This window comes from Thioclava sp. (genome assembly GCF_048263065.1).
GTDB lineage: Bacteria > Pseudomonadota > Alphaproteobacteria > Rhodobacterales > Rhodobacteraceae > Thioclava.
Genome location: NZ_JBLXEM010000017.1, coordinates 18,650 through 41,906, shown reverse-complemented (window position 1 = coordinate 41,906; position 23,257 = coordinate 18,650). Strand labels below are relative to the sequence as shown.

Sequence of the window (23,257 nt, the reverse complement as noted above, 5' to 3'; positions counted from 1 at the left end):
GCAGAAGCCCAATCGAATACCGTAAAAGCCTCGGCCTTATGCCGTGAAAACAGTCCAAGTTTTTGTCCGCACCCCCAGGGGGGTCAGGATTGCATGCCGATTGACAATGTGCTTCTCATCAAATGGTCTGGCACGCGCGCATTGAAGAGGGTGAGATGAGATTTAAGCCGTCGCACCTGGGCAGAGCGACAATAGAGACGTTGCAAGACCGGACGTCGCCCAACTCTGAAGAGGATGTAAGCTGAACAGGGCGGCTCAAATGATCGATCTCTGCGGCTCGGTCATTTCCAGAACACAGCTCGCCGATGCGCTCGGCCGAAACATCAAAACCAATGGTATCATGTTGCTTCCCAAATTCGACTGCTAGGGGCAGTTCGGCATAGCCGAGGTCGAAAATTGCGATGCGTGCTTGGGAAAGCTGCATTTTGTGTTTCGCGAACGAAGCCATCGGTGAAATTCCAATATCATGATTGTATAGATATGCACTTAAAGCTTTTTCAAGCCGCGCTCAACCATAAGGTGAGTTGATGGAGTGACCTGCCTTCCAGCTGAACCGCTGCTATGGTGGCGATATCGGCAACGGAGAGGAGCATCTGATGGACATCAAGGTTTTTGGCATTGATTGAAGCAAGGCAGTTTGCAGGCTCGTGAGGCTGGATGAGACGGGGATCATTTTTCGCAAGCGTCTACAGCGGCATAGGATTCTGGATTTCCTGAGCGCCCAGTATCATCGCCATGGAAGCGGTTAGAGCTGCGCACCACCTAGATCTCTTCTGTGGCCAACACGGTCATGCCCCCGGTTCATGTCACCACTTTACGTTCGGCCCTATTGAATGTTCATAAGAGCGACAACTGTAACTTCAAAGCGACCGGAGAAGCGGCCACTTGACCTTCGGTCATTACAACGTATGCGCGAGTTCCGGTCACGGACAGGACACGTTTGATTCATCGGGGCCGCGGGTTTCAATGGAACGTGGCCTTCGCGTCGGCTCAGGCCGGAATGTCTTTCCGCTCGTCCTATTACAGGCACGAGTGTGGGTGCATGCGAAATAGGTGCGCCCGCGGTCGCGCTAATCGTGGGTGCCCTAGAGGCAAGTCAACGAAGCGCCCATATCAGGCGATAAAGCGAGTTTCGTTAACTACGAGCCGGGCCTTGAATATCAGCTACGCTCGGGAATGATTTGCTGAACGATGCCGACGAAAAGTAGGTAGAATGAGGTCGGTACCAGACCCCAATGCGCCCAACTCGCCGGATCAAAATTGACCAAGGCCGCCCAGCCAGCAAAAAACGTCCAAGCGAGCGCAATAGGGAGTGACACGACGCGCCAACGCTTTGTGCGAACGGGATGGATGAATTTCAACGGCAAGAACATCGCAATGCTTAGCGCGACGACGACGACAAGGCTGGTCGTTGGTGCCGGTGAAAGGGCAAAGAGAACCAGCACCAGCATATTCCATGCGCCCGGGAAGCCGGAGAAGGAGTTATCCTTCATCTTCATACGCGTATCGGAGAAATAGACAACGCTGCCATAGGTGATCGCGATAATCGCAAGCCAGCCCGGCCATCCCGGCAACAGCCCAGATTTGAACAGCGCAAAGGCGGGAATGAAGACATAGGTTAGATAATCTACGATGAGATCCATCAGCTCCCCGTCATAGAGCGGGGAGTTGTTTTTCACGTCGTAGCGGCGCGCCAGCGGACCATCTATGCCGTCGACAAAAAATGCGACGACGAGCCATAAAAACATCAGGCTCCATTTCTGATCCGCCGCGGCTAGAAGGGCCAGCATCGAGAGAACAGCGCCGGTGGCTGTGAGCAAGTGAACGCAGAGAGCTTTGAAACGGATATCCATAGCCCTTCCTGCCTAAAACTGGTGAGCGGCGCAAGCGAGACCGCTTGAAAGCCGCCTTAACCAGTCAAAGTCAGGAGATTACAGACAACAGTGCCAGATACTTCTCTGCCGAGTTTGTGGTCGTGAGCAAGCTGCTCTCGTCTTCAACACTGAGGGCCTCAAAGAGGGATTCATACAGCGTCGAGGAGTCTTCGCTTTGCGAGCCGTCGCCAGACACGCCCGCGCCACCACCACCCGGAGGAGGGCCTTGCGCCGCGTCGCTGCCTTTGGCGGCATTTGACGCGCGGGAAGCCATAGTGTCGGTCGTTTCAAAGCTTTGGGCGTTCGGGACGTTGTTGGCAGTCGAGCGCGTGCTGAGCGTTCCCAGCCCAGCTAGGGAGTTGATGGATGAAAGTGACATATCTTTGACATTTCGCGTTTCAAGCGTGCGCACACGTTACAGCGAAGGCATGAAGCAAGACTTAAAATCCGGGAAAAGCACGACTGAGGCGGCAAAAATTGGCACGGTTGCGGGCATCATTCAAGCGCGCGGATGGGCCTTATCATAGACTTCCATCAGACGTGCCGCATCGACGGCGGTGTATATTTGCGTCGTGGCGAGGCTGGCATGTCCAAGCAATTCCTGTATCGCGCGCAAATCGCCCCCAGCCGCCAGAAGGTGCGTGGCAAAGCTGTGGCGCATTGCGTGCGGTGTGGCGGTGGCGGGCAGTCCCAGGGCCATCCGGGCTTGCTCCATCGCGCGCGACACCAGACGCGGGTTAAGCGGCCCGCCACGTTTGCCGCGAAACAGCGGCTGACCCGGTTCGGCGGGGTAGGGGCAAAGGCGAACGTATTCGGCCACCGCCTCGCGCGCGGCCCCTAGCACCGGAACCAGACGCTCTTTGTCTCCCTTGCCACGGATGCGCAGCACGTCGGGCAGGGGGTGCAGATCACCGGTCAGCCCAAGCGCCTCAGAGATCCGCAGCCCGCCGCCGTAAAGCAGGGTCAGAACAGCCGCATCGCGCGCCGCCACCCAAGGCTCGGCGGCTTGCGTATCGACCTGATCAATCATGGCGCGCGCGCCGTCTTCAGACAGAGGGCGCGGCAGTTTGCGCTGATATTTCGGGGCGCGGGCCAGCAGAACGTGGCTGGCATCGAAGCCTTTGCGATCGGCCATCCAGCGCGTGAAACTTTTGACCGATGACAGCGCGCGCGCTAAGGACCGCGCCGACAAGCCGCGCCCGCGCTCATGCGCCATCCACGACCGCATGTCACTTTGGCCCAATGTCGCCAGTCGCGCGACGCCAAAGCCTTCACCGTGATGGGTTTGCAAGAAGCCTAGAAAGCTGGACACATCGGCGCGATAGGCCTCAATCGTGTTGTCAGCTGCACCGCCAAGCGCGCGCAAATGCGACAGCCACTCGGCCAGCGCCGCGCCCAAGCCCGGCGTCAGCATTATTCCAACCAGCGGCGCATCGCGCGTTCAAACACGCCAGCGAAAAACGCCAGCAGATCGGTGCCCTGCGAGGGTTTGAATTGATGCGGGTCTTCGGCACCCATCACCAGCATCCCGGGCAGCCGCCCCTCACCCAGATCAAGACGCATCAGCGCCTCAGAGCGGATCCAGTCGGCGGCCTCGCCATAAATCGCCTCAGAGCCGGGAACCGTCTGGCGCAACACCACGCCACGCGGATTGCCGCCACGCCCTGCACGCAGATATTCCTGCACGAAACCCGGCTCGGCCACGCACAGAACATCGCCCAAGGTATGCAGCGCGGGGTCATCCTCACTTTGCTTGCTTTCCAGTACAAGGCGCACAGAATCGACGCGCAAAATCTCGGCCACATCCGTGCGTAGATTTGCTAGGAAGGACGGGAAATTAATGGGGTCAAGCAGGCGCAGCACTGCGCGATGCACTTGATTGGTGCCTGCAAGATTTTCATAGGCGGCTGCAATCACCGAACGATGGGTATCCTCAAGACGATCAAGGCGCGCCTCAAGCCGGGCCATTGCCATACCGCGCAGATCGACAATATTGCCGCCCATCGCTGCCTCATTTGCAGCCACAAGCGCGCGCATCAGATCGCGGTCTTCCAAGATTACGTCAGGGTCGGAAATGATTTGGTCGCGGAGATGTTCCACGAGGGCCGTTTCGGTCATGCCTGTCTCACTGCTCGGGTCGTTGCTATTTTTTTCCAGCATACACGACGTGGCACGAAATGCAGCGCAAAAATCCCGAGCGGAGTGCAAAAGGCCCGCCAGTGTGGCGGGCCGGTGCGGTGATTAGACGATTTTCTGACCCGTCGCGTCCCAGTCCTTCAGGAACTGCGCCAGACCTTTGTCTGTCAGCGGGTGGTTCGCCATTGCCTTGATGACATTGGGCGGCGCGGTGATCACATCGGCGCCGATGCGGGCTGCGTCGGTGATATGGTTCACCGAGCGGATCGAGGCGGCAAGGATCTCGGTCTTGAAATCATAGTTGTCATAGATGACACGGATATCCTCGATCAACTGCATGCCATCAAGGTTGATATCATCAAGGCGACCGATGAAAGGCGAGATAAACGTTGCCCCCGCTTTCGCAGCAATCAGCGCTTGCGCTGCCGAGAAGCACAACGTGACATTGACCATGTGGCCTTCGGATGCGAAAGCCTTACAGGCGGTCAGGCCGTCCCATGTCAGCGGAACCTTGATCGCGATATTGGGGGCGATCTTGGCGAGCTTATTCCCTTCTTCGATCATCTGCTTCGCCTCGGTGGCGACGACCTCGGCCGAGACCGGGCCTGAAACCATGTCGCAGATCTCTTTGGTGACTTCGAGAATGTCGCGCCCCGATTTCAGGATCAGCGACGGGTTGGTGGTCACGCCATCGACCATGCCCAGATCGTTAAGCTCACGAATCGCGGCGGTATCGGCGGTATCGACGAAAAATTTCATGGGGTTTCTCCTTGGCGGCAGTTGCGCGGGTGGTAGCGCAAAAGTCACGCTCGCGAAAGGGTGGAAAGCGTATGATGGAGGGGGCGCTGCCCCTCGGCGCAGATGCGCCTCACCCCGGAGTATTTTTGGCCAGATGAAAGAAGGGGCGCTGCGCGATGTCTGATCCCGGCTGGTTTGATACGGGTGCGCGCGTTGCGGTGTTGACGGCAGAGCCGATTGGCAAGCCGTTGGATTATCGCGCGCCCGAGGGCGGATGTTTCCCCGGCGCGTTTGTCGAGGTGCCGCTGGGGCCGCGCAAGGTGTTAGGCGTCGTCTGGGGGCCGGGCGCGGGCGATTTCGACGCGGCGAAATTGCGGTCGGTGATCCGGGTTTTCGATGTGGCGCCGATGCGCGAGGAGTTGCGCGATTTTCTGGTGCGCATGGCGGATTACACGATGACGGGTTTGCCGCAGGTGTTACGGCTGGCGACCCGCGCGCCGGGCCTTGGCGACCCGCCGGGGCTGCGAAAAATCTATCGGCTGGGGGGCGATGCGCCCGCGCGGATGACCGACGCGCGTACGCGCGTGTTAGATGTGTTGCGCGATCATGGCGGGGCGGGGTTCCATCTGGGCGAGCTGGCGCATCTCGCCGGGGTCACTACGCAGGTTGTGAAGGGGCTGGCAAAAACGGGGGCTGTGATTGAGGCTGAAGTGCCGCGCGATCTGCCATTTGCGCGGCTCGATCCCAACCTGCCCGGGAAGGCGCTGTCGGATGCGCAGGCGCAAGCGGCGGATGCGTTGCGCGCCAGTGCGGGGGGGTATTCGACCACGCTGCTCAAGGGGGTGACGGGGTCCGGCAAGACCGAGGTTTACCTAGAGGCTGTGGCGCATTGTCTGGCGCAAGGGCGGCAAGCGTTGGTGTTGCTGCCCGAGATCGCGCTGTCATCCGAGTTTCTGGCCCGTGTCGAGGCGCGGTTTGGCGCACGTCCGGGCGAGTGGCATTCGGGCGTGACGCAGTCGGAACGGCGGCGGTTGTGGAAGGCCTGCGGAGCGGGCGAGGTGCAATTGGTCGTGGGCGCGCGCTCGGCACTGTTTCTGCCGTTTCGCGACCTCGGGCTGATCGTGGTCGATGAAGAACATGACGGCTCGTATAAGCAGGAAGAGGGCGTGCTGTATAATGCGCGCGACATGGCGGTGCTGCGGGCCTCGCTGGCAAGTGCGCAGGTGGTGCTGGCCTCGGCCACACCGTCGCTAGAAAGTTGGGCGAATGCGCAAGCAGGCAAGTATCACAGGCTTGATCTCGGGGCGCGCTTTGGCACCGCCGAGATGCCCGATATGGGCGCGATCGACATGCGCGAGGAGGCGTTGGAGGCGGGCAGCTGGATCGGTCCTACGCTGGTGTCCGAGGTCACGCAGCGCATAGCCGCGGGCCAGCAGTCGATGCTGTTTCTCAATCGTCGCGGCTATGCTCCGGTCACTATTTGCCGCGCCTGTGGGCATCAGATTGCCTGTGATCATTGCGATGCGCGCATGGTCGAGCACCGCTTTCTCAAGCGGCTCGTGTGCCATCAATGCGGCGAGACCAAACCGATCCCAACGAAATGCCCAAGCTGTGAGGTCGAGGGAAAGTTGGCCCCTGTCGGCCCCGGTGTGGAACGTCTGGCCGAAGAGGTCACGCGCCGCTTTCCCGACGCGCGTCTGTCGGTGCTGAGTTCTGATCTGTTCGGATCGGCACGCGCGCTGAAAGAGGCGATCGTCGACATTGCCAATGGCGGGGCCGATATCATCATCGGCACGCAGATCGTGGCCAAGGGGCATAACTTTCCGAAGCTGACGCTGGTCGGGGTGATCGACGCGGATCTGGGTCTGCAAGGGTCGGATCTGCGCGCGGCAGAAAAGACCTTTCAACTGATGCGGCAGGTGGCGGGGCGCGCTGGGCGTGCCGAAGAGAAGGGAATTGCGCTTTTGCAGACATTCCAGCCCGAGCATCCGGTGATCCGCGCCATTCTGGGCGGCGATGAAGAGGCGTTCTGGGCGCAAGAGGCCGCCGCGCGCCAAGCGCAGGGCGTGCCGCCTTATGGCCGAATGGCCGGGATCATTCTGTCGGGGCCGGATTTGCAGCCGCTATTCGATATTGGCAGTCAATTGGCGCGCAATGACGCGGCGTTGCGCCGCGTTGGCGCGCAGGTGTTCGGCCCCGCACCAGCGCCGATTGCACGGGTGCGCGGGCGTCACCGCGTTCGGATGTTGATCAAGGCCGAAAAGGGCGCGCCGTTGCAAGCAGCGCTTAAGGGCTGGCTCAAAGGGCTGCGCCTGCCCAACAATGCGCGCATCGCCGTTGATATCGACCCGCAGAGCTTTCTTTAGCAGGCCTGCGCGGGGGTAAGGCTGCGCTGATCGAGCAGGAAATCCGTGACCATCGCGCCGATCCACATGCAAAACAGCGCCAGCCAAGCCGTGCCCGCCAGCACCGAGGTGCCCGTCACGCCATTGCCGATGGCGCATCCACCCGCCAGCATCGCGCCAAAGCCCATCATCACCGCCCCGATCATCGAGCGGCGCATCACCGGCACGCTGTCGAACGCCTGCCAAGCGAATTGCCCTGCCACGAGCGAGGACAGGAACGCACCGATCACCACGCCGGGCACCAGACCCACGTCGAATTCAAGCACTGCGTTGCGATCAAGGAAGAACATCAGCGTATTGGCCGACGGCCCCGAGAAGGTGACCGAATTGACTGGCACCGGATCAAAGGCGACTTGGCTGAGGCTGAAGGTCAGCACCCAGCCCACCGCCACCGCAAAGCCGACGCCCGAAGCGAAGATCCATGTTTTCACGCCGATCTCGTTGCGTTTGGCCAGATAGATACCCGCGATGGCAAAGACGACCCCGGTTGCAAGGCCCGCCCAATCTGGCAGGTGCAACGCATTGAGAAGACTGACATTCGCGCCGTCCGGTGTAATCCAAAGGCTTGCCAGCTTGTCGCGGTATGGCGCAAGAATGCCCTTAAGGCTCATCTGTGCGGTCACCGCAAAAATCAGCCCCGCCACGACCGACCGCAAATTGCCCGTCGAGGCCAGCACCAAAAGCCGCCCCGAGCAGCCGCGCGAGAGCACCATGCCGACGCCAAAGATTAGCCCGCCGATAATCGCCCCAGACCAACTGCCCGGCACCGACATCATCCGGCTGTCAGCCTGTCGAAACAGGCCCAAGAGTTGCGCACTTTGCACCCAGACCAGCGCGGTAGAGAAGGTCAAAAACCAGACGGCGACCTTGCCCCCCAGCTTGCCGCGCGCAAATTCGATGGCCGCCGCGCGCAGACAGAAATTCGACCTTTGCGCCGCTACGCCGAAAATAAGGCCCGTGATCAGGCCAAAAAGAGCCGCAGTCGGACCCTCACCGATCCGTTCGATGATCTCGATGATATCCATGGCAAATCTCCCGTTCGCGAAAGCGTGATGCCAGATTCTGCACCAATGCACATTGATCTAAGTCAGAATACACGCTTTCCGGCCTTGCTCCTAAGGTTCCCTTCACGTCTAAGGTTTTCATGTTCAAACTGCGTGAAGTCCAACTTGATGAGGCCCATCACCTGCCGCGCTGGCGCAGGCCCGAGGCGCTGCTGTATGTGTTCGCCGCTGCGATGCCGATCTCGTTTGCGACATGGTCGGCGCTGCTGAACAACTTCGTCATCGACGTGGTCAAGTTTGACGGGGTCGATATCGGCTGGTTGCAATCATTTCGCGAGGTGCCGGGCTTTCTGGCGATTGGCGTGATCGTCGTGCTTTGGGTGATGCGTGAGCAGGTGCTGGCGATTCTTGCGCTGCTGCTGCTAGGCGCAGCGACCGCTGTGACGGCGATGTTTCCGAGCTTCGGCGGGCTCATCATGGTGACGCTGCTGTCCTCGATCGGGTTTCACTATTTTCAGGCGGTCAACCAATCGCTGCAATTGCAATGGATCGACCGCGCGCAGGCTCCGCAAACGTTGGGCCGGATCGTTGCGGTGGGATCGGGCGCGTCGCTGGTGGCCTATGCGCTGCTGGTGCTGACGTGGAAGGCCTTCGATCTGAGCTATGAGTTCGTCTATGCCAGCGCGGGAATTACGACGGTGGTAATGGTGGCGGCGGCGGCACTTCTTTATCCGCAGTTTCACACCCGCGAGCCGCAATCCAAGCGGTTCGTGCTGCGCCGGCGCTATTGGCTGTATTACGCAATCACCTTCATGGCTGGCGCGCGGCGTCAGATCTTCGTGGTCTTTGCCGCCTTTATGATGGTGCAACGCTTTGGGCTGCGGGTCGATGAAATCTCGGCGCTGTTTTTGATCAACTTCGCCGTCAATATGGTCGCCGCCCCCGCGATGGGCCGCTTTGTCGGCAAATTCGGCGAGCGGCGCGCTTTGATCGTGGAATACATCGGCCTAACGCTGCTATTCCTAAGCTATGGCGGGATTTACTGGTTCGGCTGGGGGCTATGGATTGCCTGCGCGCTGTATGTGGTGGACCATCTGCTGTTCTCGCTGGCTTTCGCGCAAAAAACCTATTTTCAGAAAATCTGCGATCCGGGCGATATCGCGCCCACGGCTGCGGTGTCGTTCACGATCAACCACATTGCCGCCGTGTTCCTGCCTGCGGGGCTTGGGTATCTCTGGATGATCTCGCCCGGTGCCGTGTTTGGGTTGGCGGCTGCGATGGCGCTTGTCTCGCTTGGGCTTGCATTTTTGGTGCCGCGTCATCCCTCCAAGGGGTATGAGACAGTGCTGAGCGGCCTCGCCCCGACCCCGGCCTGATCTGGAAATCTGTTCGCGCGCGCTTATCTAAGGGGCTGCGATAGGGAGACATATAATGCTGTTTGGAAAACCTGCCACGATCCCCACGAAATCCGAGGCCCTGCCCGGACGAGACACCGAAATGCCCATCACCCAGCCGCATTTTCTGACGGGTCTGGATCTGCGCAGCCCCGTCCCCGAGGGGATGGAGCAGGCGATGTTCGGTATGGGCTGTTTTTGGGGCGTCGAGCGGATTTTCTGGAATACCCAAGGTGTTTGGCTGACCATGGTTGGTTACGCGGGCGGGCCGACGCCAAACCCGACTTACCGCGAGGTCTGCACCGGCATGACTGGCCATAATGAGGTGGTTCGCGTGATCTTTGATCCCAAACTGGTCAGCTATGATGATCTGCTGCGGGTGTTTTGGGAAAATCACGACCCGACCCAAGGCATGCGCCAAGGCAATGATCGCGGCACGCAATATCGCTCGGGCATCTATGCCTATGGGCCTAAGCAGAAAACGGCTGCGGAAGTCTCCCGCGCCACCTATGCCAAGCGGTTGGCGGAGGCGGGCTATGGTGCGATCACCACCGAAATCACCGACGCGCCGCCGTTTTACTACGCCGAGGATGATCATCAGCAATATCTCGCTAAGACCCCCGCAGGTTATTGCGGGATTGGTGGCACGGGGGTGAGCTGCCCGATCGGGCTTTCGGCGTGATCGGGGTGCGGCTTGACGTGACCTGCGCCCCGGCCTAAGCCCGGCGCAACACCCGCAAAGGAGCCGCCATGACCACCTTTACCGCCTTTACCACGCTGGCTGATCGTGACTCTGCTGAGACGCTCGAAGAGCGGCTGGACGAGCTTGATCCGGCGCCTTACGGCACGGGCGTTTTCGAGATCGAGGATGGCAACGGGCGCTACGAGGTCTCGGGGTATTTTCTTGATCAACCCGATGATGTGGCGCTGGATCTGCTGGCAATCGCTTATGGCGCGCAACCTTTTGCGATCTCGGAGCTGCCCGAAACCGATTGGGTCGCCCATGTGCGCCGTGAACTCGCACCTGTGCAGGCGGGGCGGTTTTTCCTGTATGGCAGCCATGATGCCGACAAGGTGCCCGAAGGCGCGGTCGCGCTGCGTATTGATGCGGCGATGGCATTTGGCACGGGCCATCACGGGACCACTTCGGGCTGTTTGAGCGCGCTGGATGATCTGGCGCGCCAAGGGCGCAGTTTTCACAATGTGGCCGATATCGGCTGCGGAACGGCGGTCCTGGCAATGGCTGCGGCCAAGCTGTGGCCCGAGCCTGTCTTGGCGTCCGATATTGATCCGGTAGCGGTGGAAACCGCGCGCGCCAATGTTGCGCTGAACGATTTAGAGGGGCGCGTGATCTGCCTTGAGGCGGCAGGCTTCGGCGATCAGAAGCTGCAAGACGCCGCCCCCTATGACCTAATTTTCGCCAATATTCTTAAGGCGCCGTTGATCGCATTGGCCCCGGATATGGCGCGCTATTGCGCCGAATCGGGCGTTGTTATCCTTAGCGGATTGCTAAACGAACAGGCCAAGGACGTTATCGCCGCCTATCAACGCCAAGGCTTTGTTTCCATTGCACGTAATGAATTTGGCGAATGGACGACATTGGTGATGGGCCGTGCATAGTCGGCCATAATTTCGCTCAGGTTCAGCCATGTCTTGGTATAGATTGTCTTTGCGGGATTCCGTGCAGATTATCCGAGAGAACGGCAATGGCGAAGACTGACATGAATGATTTCGAAAAGCGCCTGAACCGGATCGACAAGATCCATGAGGCAGGCGGTGCCTTTGAGGCGACTGGTTCGCTCGGGCGCAGCTATTTCGATTCGATGCGCCCGAAGTCGCGCCGTGGTCTGCCGTTGCGTGGGCTTGCGCTGCTTGTGGCGGGGATACTGCTTGTCAAAGGTATGATGCTCGCCCAGATCGGCGCCGAGGAATACAGCAACCGCGTTGCCATCCTTGCAAATGGTAACATGGTCGAACAGATCGGGGCTTGGGTACTGCATGCTGACCCGGCGACACGCTATATCGCCAGCGTGTTAAGCCCCCTTATCCACTAGATTTTCCGTGCCATTATTGCCGAATGCAAAAAGGGCTGCCCCAACGGGACAGCCCTTTTTGCAATCCTAACGCGTGACTTAGCGCAGGCGGTTCAAGTCAAAACGGGTCAAGCCGATATCGTCAAGCGCACGGTCGGACAGCTTGGACAATGCTTTGCGGGTTTCGCGAAGATCGTTCCACTCCAGAAAGCTGCCGATCAGCGACATGATCAGGCCGGGGTGGCGCGAACGGTTCAGGCGGTTTGTCATTTCCATGGCGGACATTGGGAGGCTCCTCAGTTCACAGACTGCTCAAGTTTCAGGCATCAATCGTTACAGAGCGCACATAGGCTGGGCGAAATGTAAAAACAACATCACAGATCGCAGGTCCGTCATGCAGTTTTTGCAAGCCTAAAAAAGTTCCTCCTGAAATGCCGGGGCTAGGCGATGTTCTCTTTTCGTGCTAATCGGGGATTAATGATAACAAACAGGGGCAAATGCGATGCGGGTGATCGGAATCGATCCAGGGCTGCGCAATATGGGTTGGGGCGTGATCGAGATGGAAGGATCACGCCTGCGCCATTTGGGTAACGGTACATTGCATTCTGCCGGCACTGATTTGGCACCGCGCCTGTTGGACCTGCATCGCGGCCTTTGTAAGGTGATCGCCCAGTTCATGCCCGAAGCGGCTGCGGTCGAGCAAACCTTTGTCAACAAAGACGCCGTTGCCACGCTCAAACTGGGCCAAGCGCGCGGTATCGCATTGCTTGCCCCCGCTCAGGCCGGGCTAGAGGTGGGCGAATACGCGCCCAATGCCGTCAAGAAAACCGTGGTCGGCGTAGGCCATGCCGATAAGGTGCAGGTGCAGCATATGGTGCGCCACCAACTGCCCGGCGTGCAATTTGATAGCGCCGATGCGGCGGATGCGCTGGCAATTGCGATCTGTCACGCGTTCCATCTGCAATCGGCGGCACGAATGGGGGCGGCGCAACTGTCGCGCACGGCCCTCGGCCACACCCAAAAACGGAGGCGCGCATGATCGGTCGCATCGCAGGCATCATTGTGCATCGCGCAATGGATCATGTGCTGATCGACGTGCGCGGCGTGGGCTATATCGTCTATGTCAGCACGCGCACCGCGCAATCGCTGCCCCCCGTTGGGCAAGCCTGCGCGCTTTATACCGATCTACTGGTGCGCGAGGACTTGCTGCAACTGTTTGGCTTCCCGACCCTGCTGGAAAAAGAGTGGCACAGGCTGCTGACCTCAGTGCAGGGGATCGGCGCTAAAGCCTCGCTCGCGGTTCTCGGCACGCTGGGTGCCGAGGGCCTAGGCCGCGCGATCGCGCTGGGCGATTGGGCGGCGGTCAAAGCCGCCCCCGGCGTAGGCCCGAAACTGGCGCAGCGTGTGGTGTTGGAACTCAAGGAAAAGGCGCCTTCGGTGATGGCGATGGGGGCCGAGTTGACGGTCGACACCGCCACGCTTGAGGTTATCGAAGACGGCCCCGCTCCGCGCGCCAAAAAACCAGCCCCCCCCGCCGCGCCCAAAACCAACTTCACCGCCGAGGCAATCTCGGCCCTTACCAATCTGGGCTACTCGCCCTCTGACGCTGCCGGTGCCGTAGCGCAAGCCAGCGATGACCCGGATACCACCGACACCGCCAAGCTGATCCGCGCCGCCTTGCGCTTGCTGGCCCCGAAAGACTGATGCAGTCCAAATTCCCGAAATATCCCGGGGGAGTCTCTGCCAGAGACGGGGGCAGCGCCCCCGCTTGGCCTTGCCTTGATGCGAGCGTAACATGACCGAGATGACCGACTCCGATCCAACCCTGCGCCCCGAGCGCCTAGCCGATGATGCCGATCGTGCCCTGCGCCCGCAGGTGCTTGAGGAATTCGTCGGCCAAGCCGAGGCGCGTGCCAATCTGCGCGTCTTCATCGAAAGCGCCAAGCTGCGCGGTCAGGCGATGGATCACACGCTGTTTCACGGCCCCCCCGGTCTGGGCAAAACCACCTTGGCGCAAATCATGGCGCGCGAGTTGGGGGTGAATTTCAAGATGACATCGGGGCCGGTGCTGGCCAAGGCGGGCGATCTGGCCGCGATCCTGACCAATCTTGAGGCGCGCGATGTGCTGTTCATCGACGAGATTCACCGCCTAAACCCAGCCGTCGAAGAGGTGCTCTATCCTGCGCTTGAGGATTTCGAACTTGATCTGGTGATCGGTGAAGGCCCCGCCGCGCGCACCGTGCGCATCGAGTTGCAACCTTTCACACTGGTCGGCGCGACCACCCGTCTGGGGCTGCTAACCACGCCGCTGCGCGACCGCTTCGGGATTCCCACGCGCTTGGAATTTTACACCGAGGACGAGCTGGATCAAATCGTCACCCGTGGCGCGCGCCTGCTGAATATTCCCGCTGATCCCGAGGGGACCCGCGAGATTGCCAAACGCGCGCGAGGGACGCCGCGCATCGCTGGGCGCTTGCTACGCCGTGTTGTTGATTTCGCGCTGATCGAGGGCGACGGGCGACTCTCGCGCGCCATTGCGGATCGCGCGTTGACCCGGTTGGGGGTGGATAATCTAGGCCTTGATGGCGCGGATCGCCGCTACATGATGCTGATGGCCGAACATTACGGTGGCGGCCCGGTCGGGGTGGAAACGCTCTCGGCGGCACTGTCCGAGGCGCGCGATGCGATCGAAGAGGTGATTGAACCCTATTTGCTGCAACAGGGACTTATCCAACGCACGCCGCGCGGGCGGATGCTGGGCGCGCGGGCGTGGCGGCATCTTGGGCTAGAGGCGCCGCGCCCCGCACCGCCGAAACCCGATCTGTTTGGCGATGGCTGAGACGATCTGACCGCTTGATCGCGCCAGCGCGCAGGCCTATCTGCATGTCATGACCCAGCCGCTCGCCCGTTTCGATATTTCCGCCGATGACATCGACCGAGTCGTCGCGCATTTCTATGACCGCGTGCGCGGCCATGGAATGCTTGGCCCGATCTTTGCCGTGCATGTCACCGACTGGCCCGCGCATGAGGCCAAGGTAGCCGCGTTCTGGAAAGGCGCGATCCTGCGCGAACCCGGTTATGACGGCTCACCAATGATGGCCCATCGCAAGGCCAGCAATGTGCGTCCCGGGATGTTCTCGGGCTGGCTTGCCCTGTTTGATGAGGTGTTATGCGAGGAGCTGGACGCGGATCAAGCGGCGCGCTGGTCGGCACTGGCGCATAAAATCGGCGTCAGTCTGCGCCAAGGCGTGGTTGATCGTGAAACGCTGGCAGGCGGCGTGCCCAAGCTGCGCTAGACGGTCGAAATTCAACCCTCAAGTCACGTACAGCCTACTCCCCGTAAGGCACCCAGATCGTCTTGATTTGCGTAGCACGGTTCAGGAGTTCGCGGCCCTGCGCATCGCGCCAGTCGCGGTTTTCAAATGCCCAAATCGCTTTGAGATTGCCTGCGCTTTCGCCCTTTACCATCTCGCGGCCCTGCGCGTCGCCACAATACCACATCGCGGCCACGTCATCATGCTGCGCCAGTGTTTTCGCCAGATCATCACGCGGGCCGGTCACGATATTGACCACGCCGCCGGGCAGATCAGAGGTGTCAAACACCTGATACAGATCGGTGGCGAGCAGCGGCATGGATTGCGCAGGCACGGCCACCACGCGATTGCCCATCGCGATGGCGGGCAGCACGAGTGAGGCAAAACCCAGCAGCGGGCTGGCATCAGGGCAGGCGACGCCCATCACGCCCCAAGGTTCATGCATCGCCAGCGTGATTTTGGCCGATTGCGTGGATTTCACCGCTCCGTCGAACTTGTCCGCCCAAGCGGCGTAGTAGAAAGCGCGCGCAACGGTGGCTGCGACCTCGGACGCATCGTGTCCGGCCTCTTTCAGGCGCGCTTCGAATTCCCCTTGGCGCGCGGCCAGATTTTCGGCGATGTAATACAGCACCTGAGCGCGGTTATGGCCAGTTTGCTTGCCCCAAGCACCCGCCTTATGTGCGGCCTCCACGGCGTTTCGGATGTCTTTCCGACTGCCCAGCGGCGCAAGACCCAACTCGCGGCCCTTGGCCGTGATCGTGTAGGAGTGGCCGCTATCGGGACGCACCTGTTTGCCGCCGATATACAGCTTGGGGGTGCGGTCGATGCCGCTGGATGCAAGCGTCGCGGGGCTGGGCATTGCCTTGAAGTCTGGCGCGCTGGCCTCGGGTTTGGATTTGACCTCGGGTGCGCGCAGATAGGCCGCCATGCCCTCGCGCCCGCCTTCGCGTCCAAACCCGCTTTCGCGCATCCCGCCAAAACCAGCGGCGGCGTCGAACTGATTGGTGCAATTAACCCAGACCACGCCGGCCTTCACCTGCGCGGCGATATCCAGCGCAAGCGTAATGTTTTCCGACCAAATCGAAGCCGACAGCCCGTAGCGCGTATTATTGGCCAGTTGCACCGCCTCGGCAGGCGTGCGGAAGGTAGTTACCGTGGCCACGGGGCCAAAGATTTCCTCGGCGCTCGCAGGGTTGGCAGGCTCAGCCCCGACCAGCAGGCCGGGCGCGAAATAGCAGCCTTTGGCGGGCAGTTGCATTTCTGGTTGGATCAGAGTGGCACCAGCAGCTTCACCTGCCGAAACCAGATCGCGGATGCGGGTCAATTGCGTAGGGTGCACGATCGCGCCGAGATCGGTGCACTTGTCCAGCGGATCGCCGACGCGCAGCTTGCCCAACCGCGCGCGCAGACGGTCCGTAAAATCGCGCGCGATGGCCTCAGACACAAGAATGCGCGAGCCCGCACAGCACACCTCACCCTGATTGAACCAGATCGCATCGACGACACCCTCAACCGCCGCATCAAGATCGGCATCGGGAAACACGATGAAGGGCGATTTGCCCCCCAGTTCCAGCGTCAGCGCCTTAGGCGTGCCTGCCGTTGCGCGCCGGATTGTGCGCCCGACATCGGTCGATCCCGTGAAAGCGATCTTATCGACGTCCGAGGCCACCAGCGCCGCGCCAGTCGCGCCATCGCCGGTCACGATATTGACGACGCCTTTGGGCAATCCGACCTCGGCGCAGATCTCGGCAAAGGCCAGCGCAGTCAGCGGGGTATATTCAGCGGGCTTGAGCACCATGGTATTGCCCGCCGCCAAAGCGGGAGCAATTTTCCACGCCAGCATCAGCAGCGGGAAGTTCCACGGGATGATCTGGCCGCAAACGCCATGCGGGGTGTGGTCGGGGAATTCATCGGTCAGCAGTTCGGCCCAGCCCGCGTGGTGATAGAAATGGCGGATCGCGAGGGGCACGTCGATGTCACGCGTCTCGCGGATCGGCTTGCCGTTATCAAGCACCTCCAAGACTGCCAGAAAGCGCGCGCGTTTTTGCAGGTGGCGGGCGATCGCATACAGGTATTTCGCGCGCTCATGGCCTGCCAGCCCGGCCCATTTCGGTGCGGCTTTGCGCGCCGCTTTCACGGCCAGCGCAACATCCTGCGCCGAGCCTTGGCTGACTTGCGCCAACGCCTCGCCGGTGGCGGGGTTGTCGGTGGCGAAGGTGTCGGCAGGAGCGGTAAAGCTGCCGTCAATGAAATGGCCAAAGGGCGCGCGTGCGGTCAGCCATGCGGTGACCTCACCCGCCGCTTCGGGGGCCGGGCCATAGTCCATGCTGTCAAGGATATCGTTCACTGTCGGCATCTTTCCCTCAGGCCAAGGCGTGGCGGCTGGAGGACGCATAGCGCCCGGTCACATGGTGTTCGAGTTGGCGTTCGATATCGCCCAAAAGCGACGAGGCGCCGATGCGGAACAGATCAGAGCGCAGCCAGTCACGGCCCAGTTCTTCTTTCATCAGCACCTGCCAAGCGATTGCGTCTTTCGCGGTTTTCAGCCCGCCTGCCGGTTTGAACCCGATTTTATACCCGGTGCGCGCGCCATAATCGCGCAACGCCCGCACCATTGTCAGACTGACGGGCAGCGTGGCATTCACGCTTTCTTTCCCGGTCGAGGTCTTGATGAAATCGGCTCCCGCCTGCATCGCGACCATCGAGGCCTTGTAGACGTTGCGCAGGCTGCCCAATTCACCCGTGGCCAAGATCGCCTTGATATGGGCGTCGCCACAGACTTCGCGCATCGCCGCGATTTCGTCATATAGGGCGGCCCAGTCGCCTTGCAGCACATGCGCGCGGCTGATCACGATGTCGATTTCGGCGGCGCCTTGTTCGACCGCATACAGGATCTCGGCGAGCCGCAAATTGAGCGGCATCAGCCCGGCGGGAAAACCGGTCGCGACCGAGGCCACCGGAATGCCCGAACCCTCGAGCGCGCGCACTGCCGCGCCTACCATCGTGGGGTAAACGCACACCGCGCCGGTTTGCACGGCGTCCAGCCCCAGCCCCTCAAGGATATGATCGGCCAATGGGTGGCGCGCCTTGGCGCAAAGCCGTGCTACGCGCGCCTCGGTGTCATCGCCCGCCAATGTCGTCAGGTCGATGCATTGGATCGCATTCACCAGCCACGCGGCCTGCCACTCCTGTTTCACCGAACGGCGCGTGGCTAGGGTTGCTGCGCGCGCGGATGCGGCAGGGGTGTTTACCGCGATCTTGTCAAACCACGCCAGATCAAGCAGCGTGCCGGGATTGCGCGGATATAGATGAGGCGTGTCGATGGGGGGCATGGGGCTGTCCACATAAAACTCTGCGACAAACGCTAGCGAAGCCGCGTAATGGTTTCAACCGTTTGGTCAAAGCGGGAAATCGGATCCGCAAAAAGAGTTAACGGACAATACGATCTATCCCATTGCAAAAAAACATATTTCGAAGAGAGTCGGCGTGGATGACGCCAATCCGGCTGGGGTGATGACGTATAGTAACGATGATGTGCTGGTGGCCTATGCCATCAAGCAGTTAACGAGCTCGGGGGACGAGTGGCGTGCGTTGGTGCGCGATCTTGTGACGCGCTGGCCTGAGGTCGCGGTTTTCGAGCTGCCCTACACGCTGGTTGCGGCGGCTGTGGCGATTGAGGAAAACTTTACGGGCAAGGGTGCAGCCGCCGAAGCCGCAGAGCGTGGCTATAAGCTGGCGCCCTGCTGAGCATGGACATCTACGCGATGGAATTGGCCGGAATGGCGCGTAATCAGGCGCGCGATTTTGAAGCCTATTGTCAGATTGACCCGCTTTTCGCACGGCTCTGAGCACATGAAAAAGCCCCGCCTGTTGGGGCGGGGCGATTTTCTGCGCTGCGTGCCGGATCAGGCGTTGGCGGCGCGAATTTGATCAGCGGCTTCTTTGTTGTAGGTCACGCCTTTGGTCTCGAACAGCTGGTCCAACTCGCCCGACAGCATCATCTCGGTGATGATATCGCAACCGCCCACGAACTCGCCCTTGACGTAAAGCTGCGGGATTGTCGGCCAGTCGGAATAATCCTTGATGCCTTGGCGAATGTCGGCATCGGCCAGCACATTCACGTCGGCATAGTCGATGCCCATGAAGTTCAGCACCCCGGCCACGCGTGAGGAAAACCCGCATTGCGGCATGTCCTTGGTGCCCTTCATGAAGAGAACGACCTCATTCTCGGTCACTGTTTTCTTGATCTGATCTTGCGCGCTCATCGCTGTGATCCTTTGCATTGTCTTCGCGCAACCCGCGAAGCCCGTGTGATAAAAGCCGGGGAAATCCCCGAAACAAAATCCAAAGCGCCGAAAGCGCCTCACCCATCTTTAATCGGGCGCCTTCGTCGTCAGCGCCAGCGCATGTAGCGCCCCATCGGGCCCGTCCATCGCCCCTTTAAGCGCGGCATAAACGGCGCGTTGCTGTTGCACCCGGTTCATGCCGCGAAATTTCTCGTCGATGACCTCGGCTGCCCAGTGGTTCCCGTCACCGGCCAGATCGGTGATCGTGATCTTGGCATCAGGGAAGTCCACCCGGATCAGGGCTTCGATGTCATGCGCTTGCATCGCCATAAATAGGGCTCCTCGTCCTTTGAGGCAAATCTAAGCGTGTGAACAGGCCGCCGCAAGGGGGCGCTACCGCGCGAACGCATCTTGGGGTCAGAGTGCGAAAGGCGCCTCAGCGCTCAATCGCGGCTTTGAACGCGCTGCGATAGAGGGTCGACAGCTCGGCCAGCGGCGCGGTTTCGGCCCCGAAAGTGATGCTTTCTCCGCCAAAGCGCCCGACGGTCGTCAAAGGTACCTCGGCGCGGCGTGCCGCGGCCATCAGCGCCTCGGCCTGATCGAAGGAACAGGCGACCAAGTAGCGCGCCTGATCTTCGCCGAACAGGGTGGCGATGTCGTCACTCTCGACGCTTACGCCCAAGCCCGCCGCTTCGGCCATTTCAAATACTGCGAGCGCCAAACCGCCATCTGACAGATCGCTTGCGGATCTGACCAAGGTACGGTTTTCGCGCAGGAATTCGCCGTGGCGTCGCTCGGCGTCAAGATCGATGGGCGGTGCATCGCCGCTTTCCATACCGAACGCCTCGAAGGCAAGCGCGGATTGACCCAAGTGGCCCTTGGTGTCACCAATCACCATCGCCACGTCACCCGCCATCGGTAGACCCGCGATCAGATCGTCAAGGCTATCAAGCAGCCCCACCGCGCCAATCGTCGGCGTGGGCAGAATCCCGGTGCCGTCGGTTTCGTTATACAGCGAGACATTGCCCGACACGATCGGCACATCCAGCGCGCGCACAGCCGCGTCGATACCTTTGATTGCGCCGACGAACTGGCCCATGATCTCGGGTTTTTCGGGGTTGCCGAAATTGAGGTTATCGGTGGTGGCCAGCGGTTTTGCGCCCACGGCACACAGGTTGCGATAGGCTTCCGCCACGGCTTGCTTGCCACCCTCAAACGGGTTGGCTTTGACGTAGCGCGGGGTCACATCGGCAGTGAAAGCCAGCGCCTTGGGCGTGCCATGCACCCGCACCACGCCCGCGCCCATGCCGGGGCGGCGCACGGTGTCGCCCATGACCTGCGTGTCATATTGCTCAAACACCCAATTCTTCGCTGCGTAATTGGGCGAACCGATCAGCGCTTCAAGCGCGGCAATCGGGCCAATCGCGGGCAGCTCAATCTTGGGGTCGGCTGCGGGCGTTTCCACCCAAGGGCGGTCATACTCCGGCGCGCTGGACGCCAGCTTGGACAGCGGCAGGTCGGCCTTCACTTCGTTATGGTGCAGGATGAGAAAGCGATCCTCGGCCATGGTTTCGCCGACAATGGAAAAATCGAGATCCCATTTTTCGAAGATCGCGCGGGCTTCGGCCTCTTTCTCGGGCTTGAGCACCATCAGCATGCGTTCTTGGGACTCGCTGAGCATCATCTCGTAGGCGGTCATGTTGGCTTCGCGCTGGGGTACCTGATCCAGATGCAACTTGATGCCAAGCCCGCCCTTGTCGCCCATTTCAACAGCCGAACAGGTCAGTCCCGCCGCGCCCATATCCTGAATCGAGATCACCGAATCCGAGGCCATCAGCTCAAGACAAGCCTCAAGCAGGCATTTCTCGGTGAAGGGGTCGCCAACTTGCACGGTGGGGCGCTTTTCCTCGATCGTGTCGTCGAACTCGGCGCTTGCCATTGTTGCGCCGCCGACGCCATCACGCCCGGTTTTCGCGCCTAGATACACCACCGGCATGCCGATGCCCGAGGCGGCAGAGTAGAAGATCTTGTCGCTGTCGATCAGGCCTGCGGCAAAGGCATTGACCAGACAGTTGCCGTTATAGGAGGGGTGAAAGCGCACCTCGCCCCCGACATTGGGTACGCCAAAGCAGTTACCATAGCTGCCCACGCCCTCAACCACGCCTTTGACAACATGGGCGGTTTTGGGGTGATCGGGCATGCCAAACGACAGGCTGTCCATCGCGGCAATCGGGCGCGCGCCCATCGTGAACACATCGCGTAGAATGCCACCAACGCCGGTGGCCGCGCCTTGGTGGGGTTCGATATACGAGGGATGGTTGTGGCTTTCCATTTTGAAAACCACGGCCTGATTGTCACCAATATCGACGATGCCGGCGTTTTCGCCGGGGCCGCAGATCACTTGCGGACCTTCGGTATGTAGCGTGCGCAGCCACTTCTTGGACGACTTATACGAGCAATGCTCATTCCACATCGCCGAAAAGATGCCGAGTTCGGTGAAATTCGGCGCGCGCCCGATGATTTCGAGAATGCTGTCGTATTCGTCGGACTTCAGACCATGGGCCTCGATGAGTTGCTGCGTGATCTGCGGCTCGTCCATCTGCATTCTCCGGGGCTATGCGCTTTGGCGATTTCATAGGGCAATCGGGCCAAGGGGGGAAGGGGTCGGCGGGCCCAAACGCCCCGAGGGGCGCACAAAAAACCGCAGAGACCGAAGGCTCTGAGTCTTGGGCGGCTCAATGTCAGCCGTTTCGCTGCGTATGGCGACGTGCTTTTCCGGCTTGGTCAAAAGCGGCGAGAGGGTGTAATTTAGGGACACCTTGTTATTGCCGTGTGAGTGGCTGGATTTCAGCGCCGCAACCCGCGAAAATGCGCCGCGCAAAAAAAAAAGGCCGAGACAAAGCTCGGCCGAAGTCCAACAGGGAGGTAGAAGGTGATGCGCGCCTAGACACGTTTCGCCCTCTAAGCCTCATTTATGGGCAGAGTGTGAACGCATCAAGGGAAAATCGGTCGCGCGCCGGACATGCCTGCTATGCGTTGCGGTTATGCCTCGGCTCAACCCTCGGTTGTTTCACTACTTTTTTGGCGTCGGTATGCGAGAATTTCTTCTTGGATGAAATCACGAAACACCGTGACGCGGCGCGATGAGCGGAGTTCTTCGGGGTAAGCCAGAAAGACGGGCACCTCGACCGACTCAAGCTCGGGCAGCACCAACTGAAGGTTGGGGAAGTCGGCGGTCAGATAATCGGGCAGGACGCCGATCCCGATATGATTGAGCACCCCTTGGAGCACCCCGAAGTAGTTGTTCACCATCAGGGTTGAGGCCTGATCATAGGCCAGCACCTGCTGCCCCAGCTGCGCGCCCGCTTGCACCTGAGGCGTCGAGGGCGTCTGGCAGATCATCCGATGATGCGCAAGATCTTCGATCTTTTGCGGCATGCCGGCCTTTTCCAGATATTGAGGCGTCGCATAAAGCCGCATCCGGATATTGAGCAGCCGCTTGCGAATCAGATCCGCCTGCGCGGGCTCCTTCATGCGGATTGCGACATCGGCCTCGCGCATCGGCAGATCCAGCACGCGCTCTTCCAGCATCAGGTTGATCTTGAGGTCGGGATATTTATCGTAAAGCTTGATCAGCCGCGGGGCCAGCCACAGCGTGCCAAAGCCGGTTGGCGTGGTCACGCGCAACTCGCCCAGCACTTCTTCCTCGGAATCGCGGATGCGCGCCGAGGCGCTATCCAGCTTTTTCGCCATCGATGAGGTGGCCTCGAAAAGCAATTCCCCCTGCTCGGTGAGAATCAGTCCCCGCGCATGGCGGTGAAATAGAGTCGTTCCAAGCACGTCTTCCAACGCGCGGATCTGTCTGCTCACGGCAGATTGAGAAAGATGCAGAGCGTCGCCCGCATGGGTCAAAGACCCCGCATCGGCCACCGCGTGAAATATTCTAAGCTTGTCCCAATCCATTCCGGTCACTTTCGGTTCGGCTTTGCACTTGGCTGCGCAAGTTCCTTTACCTTACACTTGCTGATTTACGAAACCGCTTTGTAACATATTTTCCCTTTCTAGGTCAGAAT

General features: G+C 60.4%; 24 protein-coding genes. 10 read left to right on the top strand and 14 right to left on the bottom strand.

All coding sequences use genetic code 11. From position 1 onward, the window contains the following. Positions 1–118 precede the first annotated feature (118 nt). The 6 genes from ACN0SD_RS15885 to fsa form a co-directional block, all read right to left on the bottom strand. A complete protein-coding gene (locus ACN0SD_RS15885) occupies positions 119–448 on the bottom strand; it encodes a hypothetical protein (RefSeq protein WP_417809205.1) in 330 nt (109 codons plus the stop codon). Positions 449–1,160: 712 nt separating this feature from the next. After that, positions 1,161–1,853 carry a CDP-alcohol phosphatidyltransferase family protein gene (locus ACN0SD_RS15880; RefSeq protein WP_417809204.1) on the bottom strand — a complete coding sequence of 231 codons (693 nt, stop codon included), beginning with the start codon at positions 1,851–1,853 and terminating at the stop codon, positions 1,161–1,163. 70 nt (positions 1,854–1,923) lie between these two features. Beyond that, a complete protein-coding gene (locus ACN0SD_RS15875; protein ID WP_417809203.1) occupies positions 1,924–2,253 on the bottom strand; it encodes a hypothetical protein in 330 nt (109 codons plus the stop codon). Positions 2,254–2,373: 120 nt separating this feature from the next. Continuing rightward, positions 2,374–3,288 (bottom strand): tyrosine recombinase XerC, encoded by a 915-nt coding sequence (locus tag ACN0SD_RS15870; protein ID WP_417809202.1) that lies wholly within the window; start codon positions 3,286–3,288, stop codon positions 2,374–2,376. Further along, a complete protein-coding gene (locus tag ACN0SD_RS15865; RefSeq protein ID WP_417809201.1) occupies positions 3,288–3,992 on the bottom strand; it encodes a DUF484 family protein in 705 nt (234 codons plus the stop codon). The genes ACN0SD_RS15870 and ACN0SD_RS15865 overlap by 1 nt, the downstream gene beginning before the upstream one ends. Before the next feature lie 123 nt (positions 3,993–4,115). Next, positions 4,116–4,769, bottom strand: a complete 654-nt coding sequence (fsa, locus tag ACN0SD_RS15860; RefSeq protein WP_417809200.1) for a fructose-6-phosphate aldolase — start codon at positions 4,767–4,769, stop codon at positions 4,116–4,118. Positions 4,770–4,924: 155 nt separating this feature from the next. Here fsa and ACN0SD_RS15855 point away from each other — a divergent pair, with 155 nt between their 5' ends. Beyond that, positions 4,925–7,114 carry a primosomal protein N' gene (locus tag ACN0SD_RS15855; protein ID WP_417809199.1) on the top strand — a complete coding sequence of 730 codons (2,190 nt, stop codon included), beginning with the start codon at positions 4,925–4,927 and terminating at the stop codon, positions 7,112–7,114. Here ACN0SD_RS15855 and ACN0SD_RS15850 read toward each other — a convergent pair. After that, a complete protein-coding gene (locus tag ACN0SD_RS15850) occupies positions 7,111–8,178 on the bottom strand; it encodes a YeeE/YedE family protein (RefSeq protein WP_417809198.1) in 1,068 nt (355 codons plus the stop codon). The genes ACN0SD_RS15855 and ACN0SD_RS15850 overlap by 4 nt on opposite strands. 119 nt (positions 8,179–8,297) lie before the next feature. On the opposite strand from ACN0SD_RS15850, the gene ACN0SD_RS15845 reads away from it, so the two are divergent. From ACN0SD_RS15845 to ACN0SD_RS15830, 4 genes are all read left to right on the top strand, one after another. Then, positions 8,298–9,533: an MFS transporter gene (locus ACN0SD_RS15845; RefSeq protein ID WP_417809197.1), complete on the top strand. Its 1,236-nt coding sequence runs from the start codon at positions 8,298–8,300 to the stop codon at positions 9,531–9,533. A gap of 55 nt (positions 9,534–9,588) precedes the next feature. Continuing rightward, positions 9,589–10,233, top strand: a complete 645-nt coding sequence (gene msrA, locus ACN0SD_RS15840; protein WP_417809196.1) for a peptide-methionine (S)-S-oxide reductase MsrA — start codon at positions 9,589–9,591, stop codon at positions 10,231–10,233. 68 nt (positions 10,234–10,301) lie between these two features. Then, complete coding sequence (locus ACN0SD_RS15835; RefSeq protein WP_417809195.1) at positions 10,302–11,171, top strand: 50S ribosomal protein L11 methyltransferase; 870 nt, start codon at positions 10,302–10,304, stop codon at positions 11,169–11,171. An 86-nt stretch (positions 11,172–11,257) separates the two neighbouring features. Further along, a complete protein-coding gene (locus tag ACN0SD_RS15830) occupies positions 11,258–11,605 on the top strand; it encodes a hypothetical protein (protein ID WP_417809194.1) in 348 nt (115 codons plus the stop codon). 78 nt (positions 11,606–11,683) lie between these two features. Here the strand turns inward: ACN0SD_RS15830 and ACN0SD_RS15825 are convergent, their stop codons facing one another. Beyond that, the gene (locus ACN0SD_RS15825) at positions 11,684–11,869 is read right to left on the bottom strand and encodes a DUF1127 domain-containing protein (RefSeq protein WP_417809193.1); all 186 of its coding nucleotides are present in this window, start codon (positions 11,867–11,869) and stop codon (positions 11,684–11,686) included. Between the two features lie 217 nt (positions 11,870–12,086). Here ACN0SD_RS15825 and ruvC point away from each other — a divergent pair, with 217 nt between their 5' ends. From ruvC to ACN0SD_RS15805, 4 genes are all read left to right on the top strand, one after another. After that, positions 12,087–12,623 (top strand): crossover junction endodeoxyribonuclease RuvC, encoded by a 537-nt coding sequence (ruvC, locus tag ACN0SD_RS15820; RefSeq protein WP_417809192.1) that lies wholly within the window; start codon positions 12,087–12,089, stop codon positions 12,621–12,623. Then, complete coding sequence (gene ruvA, locus ACN0SD_RS15815) at positions 12,620–13,288, top strand: Holliday junction branch migration protein RuvA (protein ID WP_417809191.1); 669 nt, start codon at positions 12,620–12,622, stop codon at positions 13,286–13,288. Before ruvC ends, ruvA begins: the two co-directional genes overlap by 4 nt. A 100-nt stretch (positions 13,289–13,388) precedes the next feature. After that, entirely contained in the window at positions 13,389–14,423 is a 1,035-nt protein-coding gene (gene ruvB, locus ACN0SD_RS15810) for a Holliday junction branch migration DNA helicase RuvB (RefSeq protein WP_417809206.1), read from the top strand. A gap of 49 nt (positions 14,424–14,472) precedes the next feature. Further along, positions 14,473–14,880, top strand: a complete 408-nt coding sequence (locus ACN0SD_RS15805) for a group III truncated hemoglobin (protein WP_417809190.1) — start codon at positions 14,473–14,475, stop codon at positions 14,878–14,880. Positions 14,881–14,914: 34 nt separating this feature from the next. On the opposite strand, the gene ACN0SD_RS15800 is transcribed toward ACN0SD_RS15805, so the two are convergent. Continuing rightward, on the bottom strand, positions 14,915–17,254 hold the full coding sequence (locus tag ACN0SD_RS15800; RefSeq protein WP_417809189.1) for an aldehyde dehydrogenase family protein: 2,340 nt from the start codon (positions 17,252–17,254) through the stop codon (positions 14,915–14,917). Between the two features lie 7 nt (positions 17,255–17,261). Then, positions 17,262–18,230, bottom strand: coding sequence for a deoxyribose-phosphate aldolase (gene deoC, locus ACN0SD_RS15795; RefSeq protein WP_417809188.1), 969 nt, complete (start codon positions 18,228–18,230; stop codon positions 17,262–17,264). A 154-nt stretch (positions 18,231–18,384) separates the two neighbouring features. Here deoC and ACN0SD_RS15790 point away from each other — a divergent pair, with 154 nt between their 5' ends. After that, positions 18,385–18,645, top strand: coding sequence for a hypothetical protein (locus ACN0SD_RS15790; RefSeq protein ID WP_417809187.1), 261 nt, complete (start codon positions 18,385–18,387; stop codon positions 18,643–18,645). 158 nt (positions 18,646–18,803) lie between these two features. Here the strand turns inward: ACN0SD_RS15790 and grxD are convergent, their stop codons facing one another. The 4 genes from grxD to ACN0SD_RS15770 all read right to left on the bottom strand — a co-directional run bounded on the left by grxD (position 18,804) and on the right by ACN0SD_RS15770 (position 23,147). Further along, the gene (gene grxD, locus ACN0SD_RS15785) at positions 18,804–19,163 is read right to left on the bottom strand and encodes a Grx4 family monothiol glutaredoxin (protein ID WP_417809186.1); all 360 of its coding nucleotides are present in this window, start codon (positions 19,161–19,163) and stop codon (positions 18,804–18,806) included. Between the two features lie 108 nt (positions 19,164–19,271). Continuing rightward, on the bottom strand, positions 19,272–19,514 hold the full coding sequence (locus ACN0SD_RS15780; RefSeq protein ID WP_417809185.1) for a BolA/IbaG family iron-sulfur metabolism protein: 243 nt from the start codon (positions 19,512–19,514) through the stop codon (positions 19,272–19,274). Between the two features lie 106 nt (positions 19,515–19,620). Next, positions 19,621–21,783, bottom strand: a complete 2,163-nt coding sequence (purL, locus tag ACN0SD_RS15775) for a phosphoribosylformylglycinamidine synthase subunit PurL (protein ID WP_417809184.1) — start codon at positions 21,781–21,783, stop codon at positions 19,621–19,623. A gap of 455 nt (positions 21,784–22,238) precedes the next feature. Next, entirely contained in the window at positions 22,239–23,147 is a 909-nt protein-coding gene (locus ACN0SD_RS15770) for a LysR family transcriptional regulator (RefSeq protein ID WP_417809183.1), read from the bottom strand. Positions 23,148–23,257 lie beyond the last annotated feature (110 nt).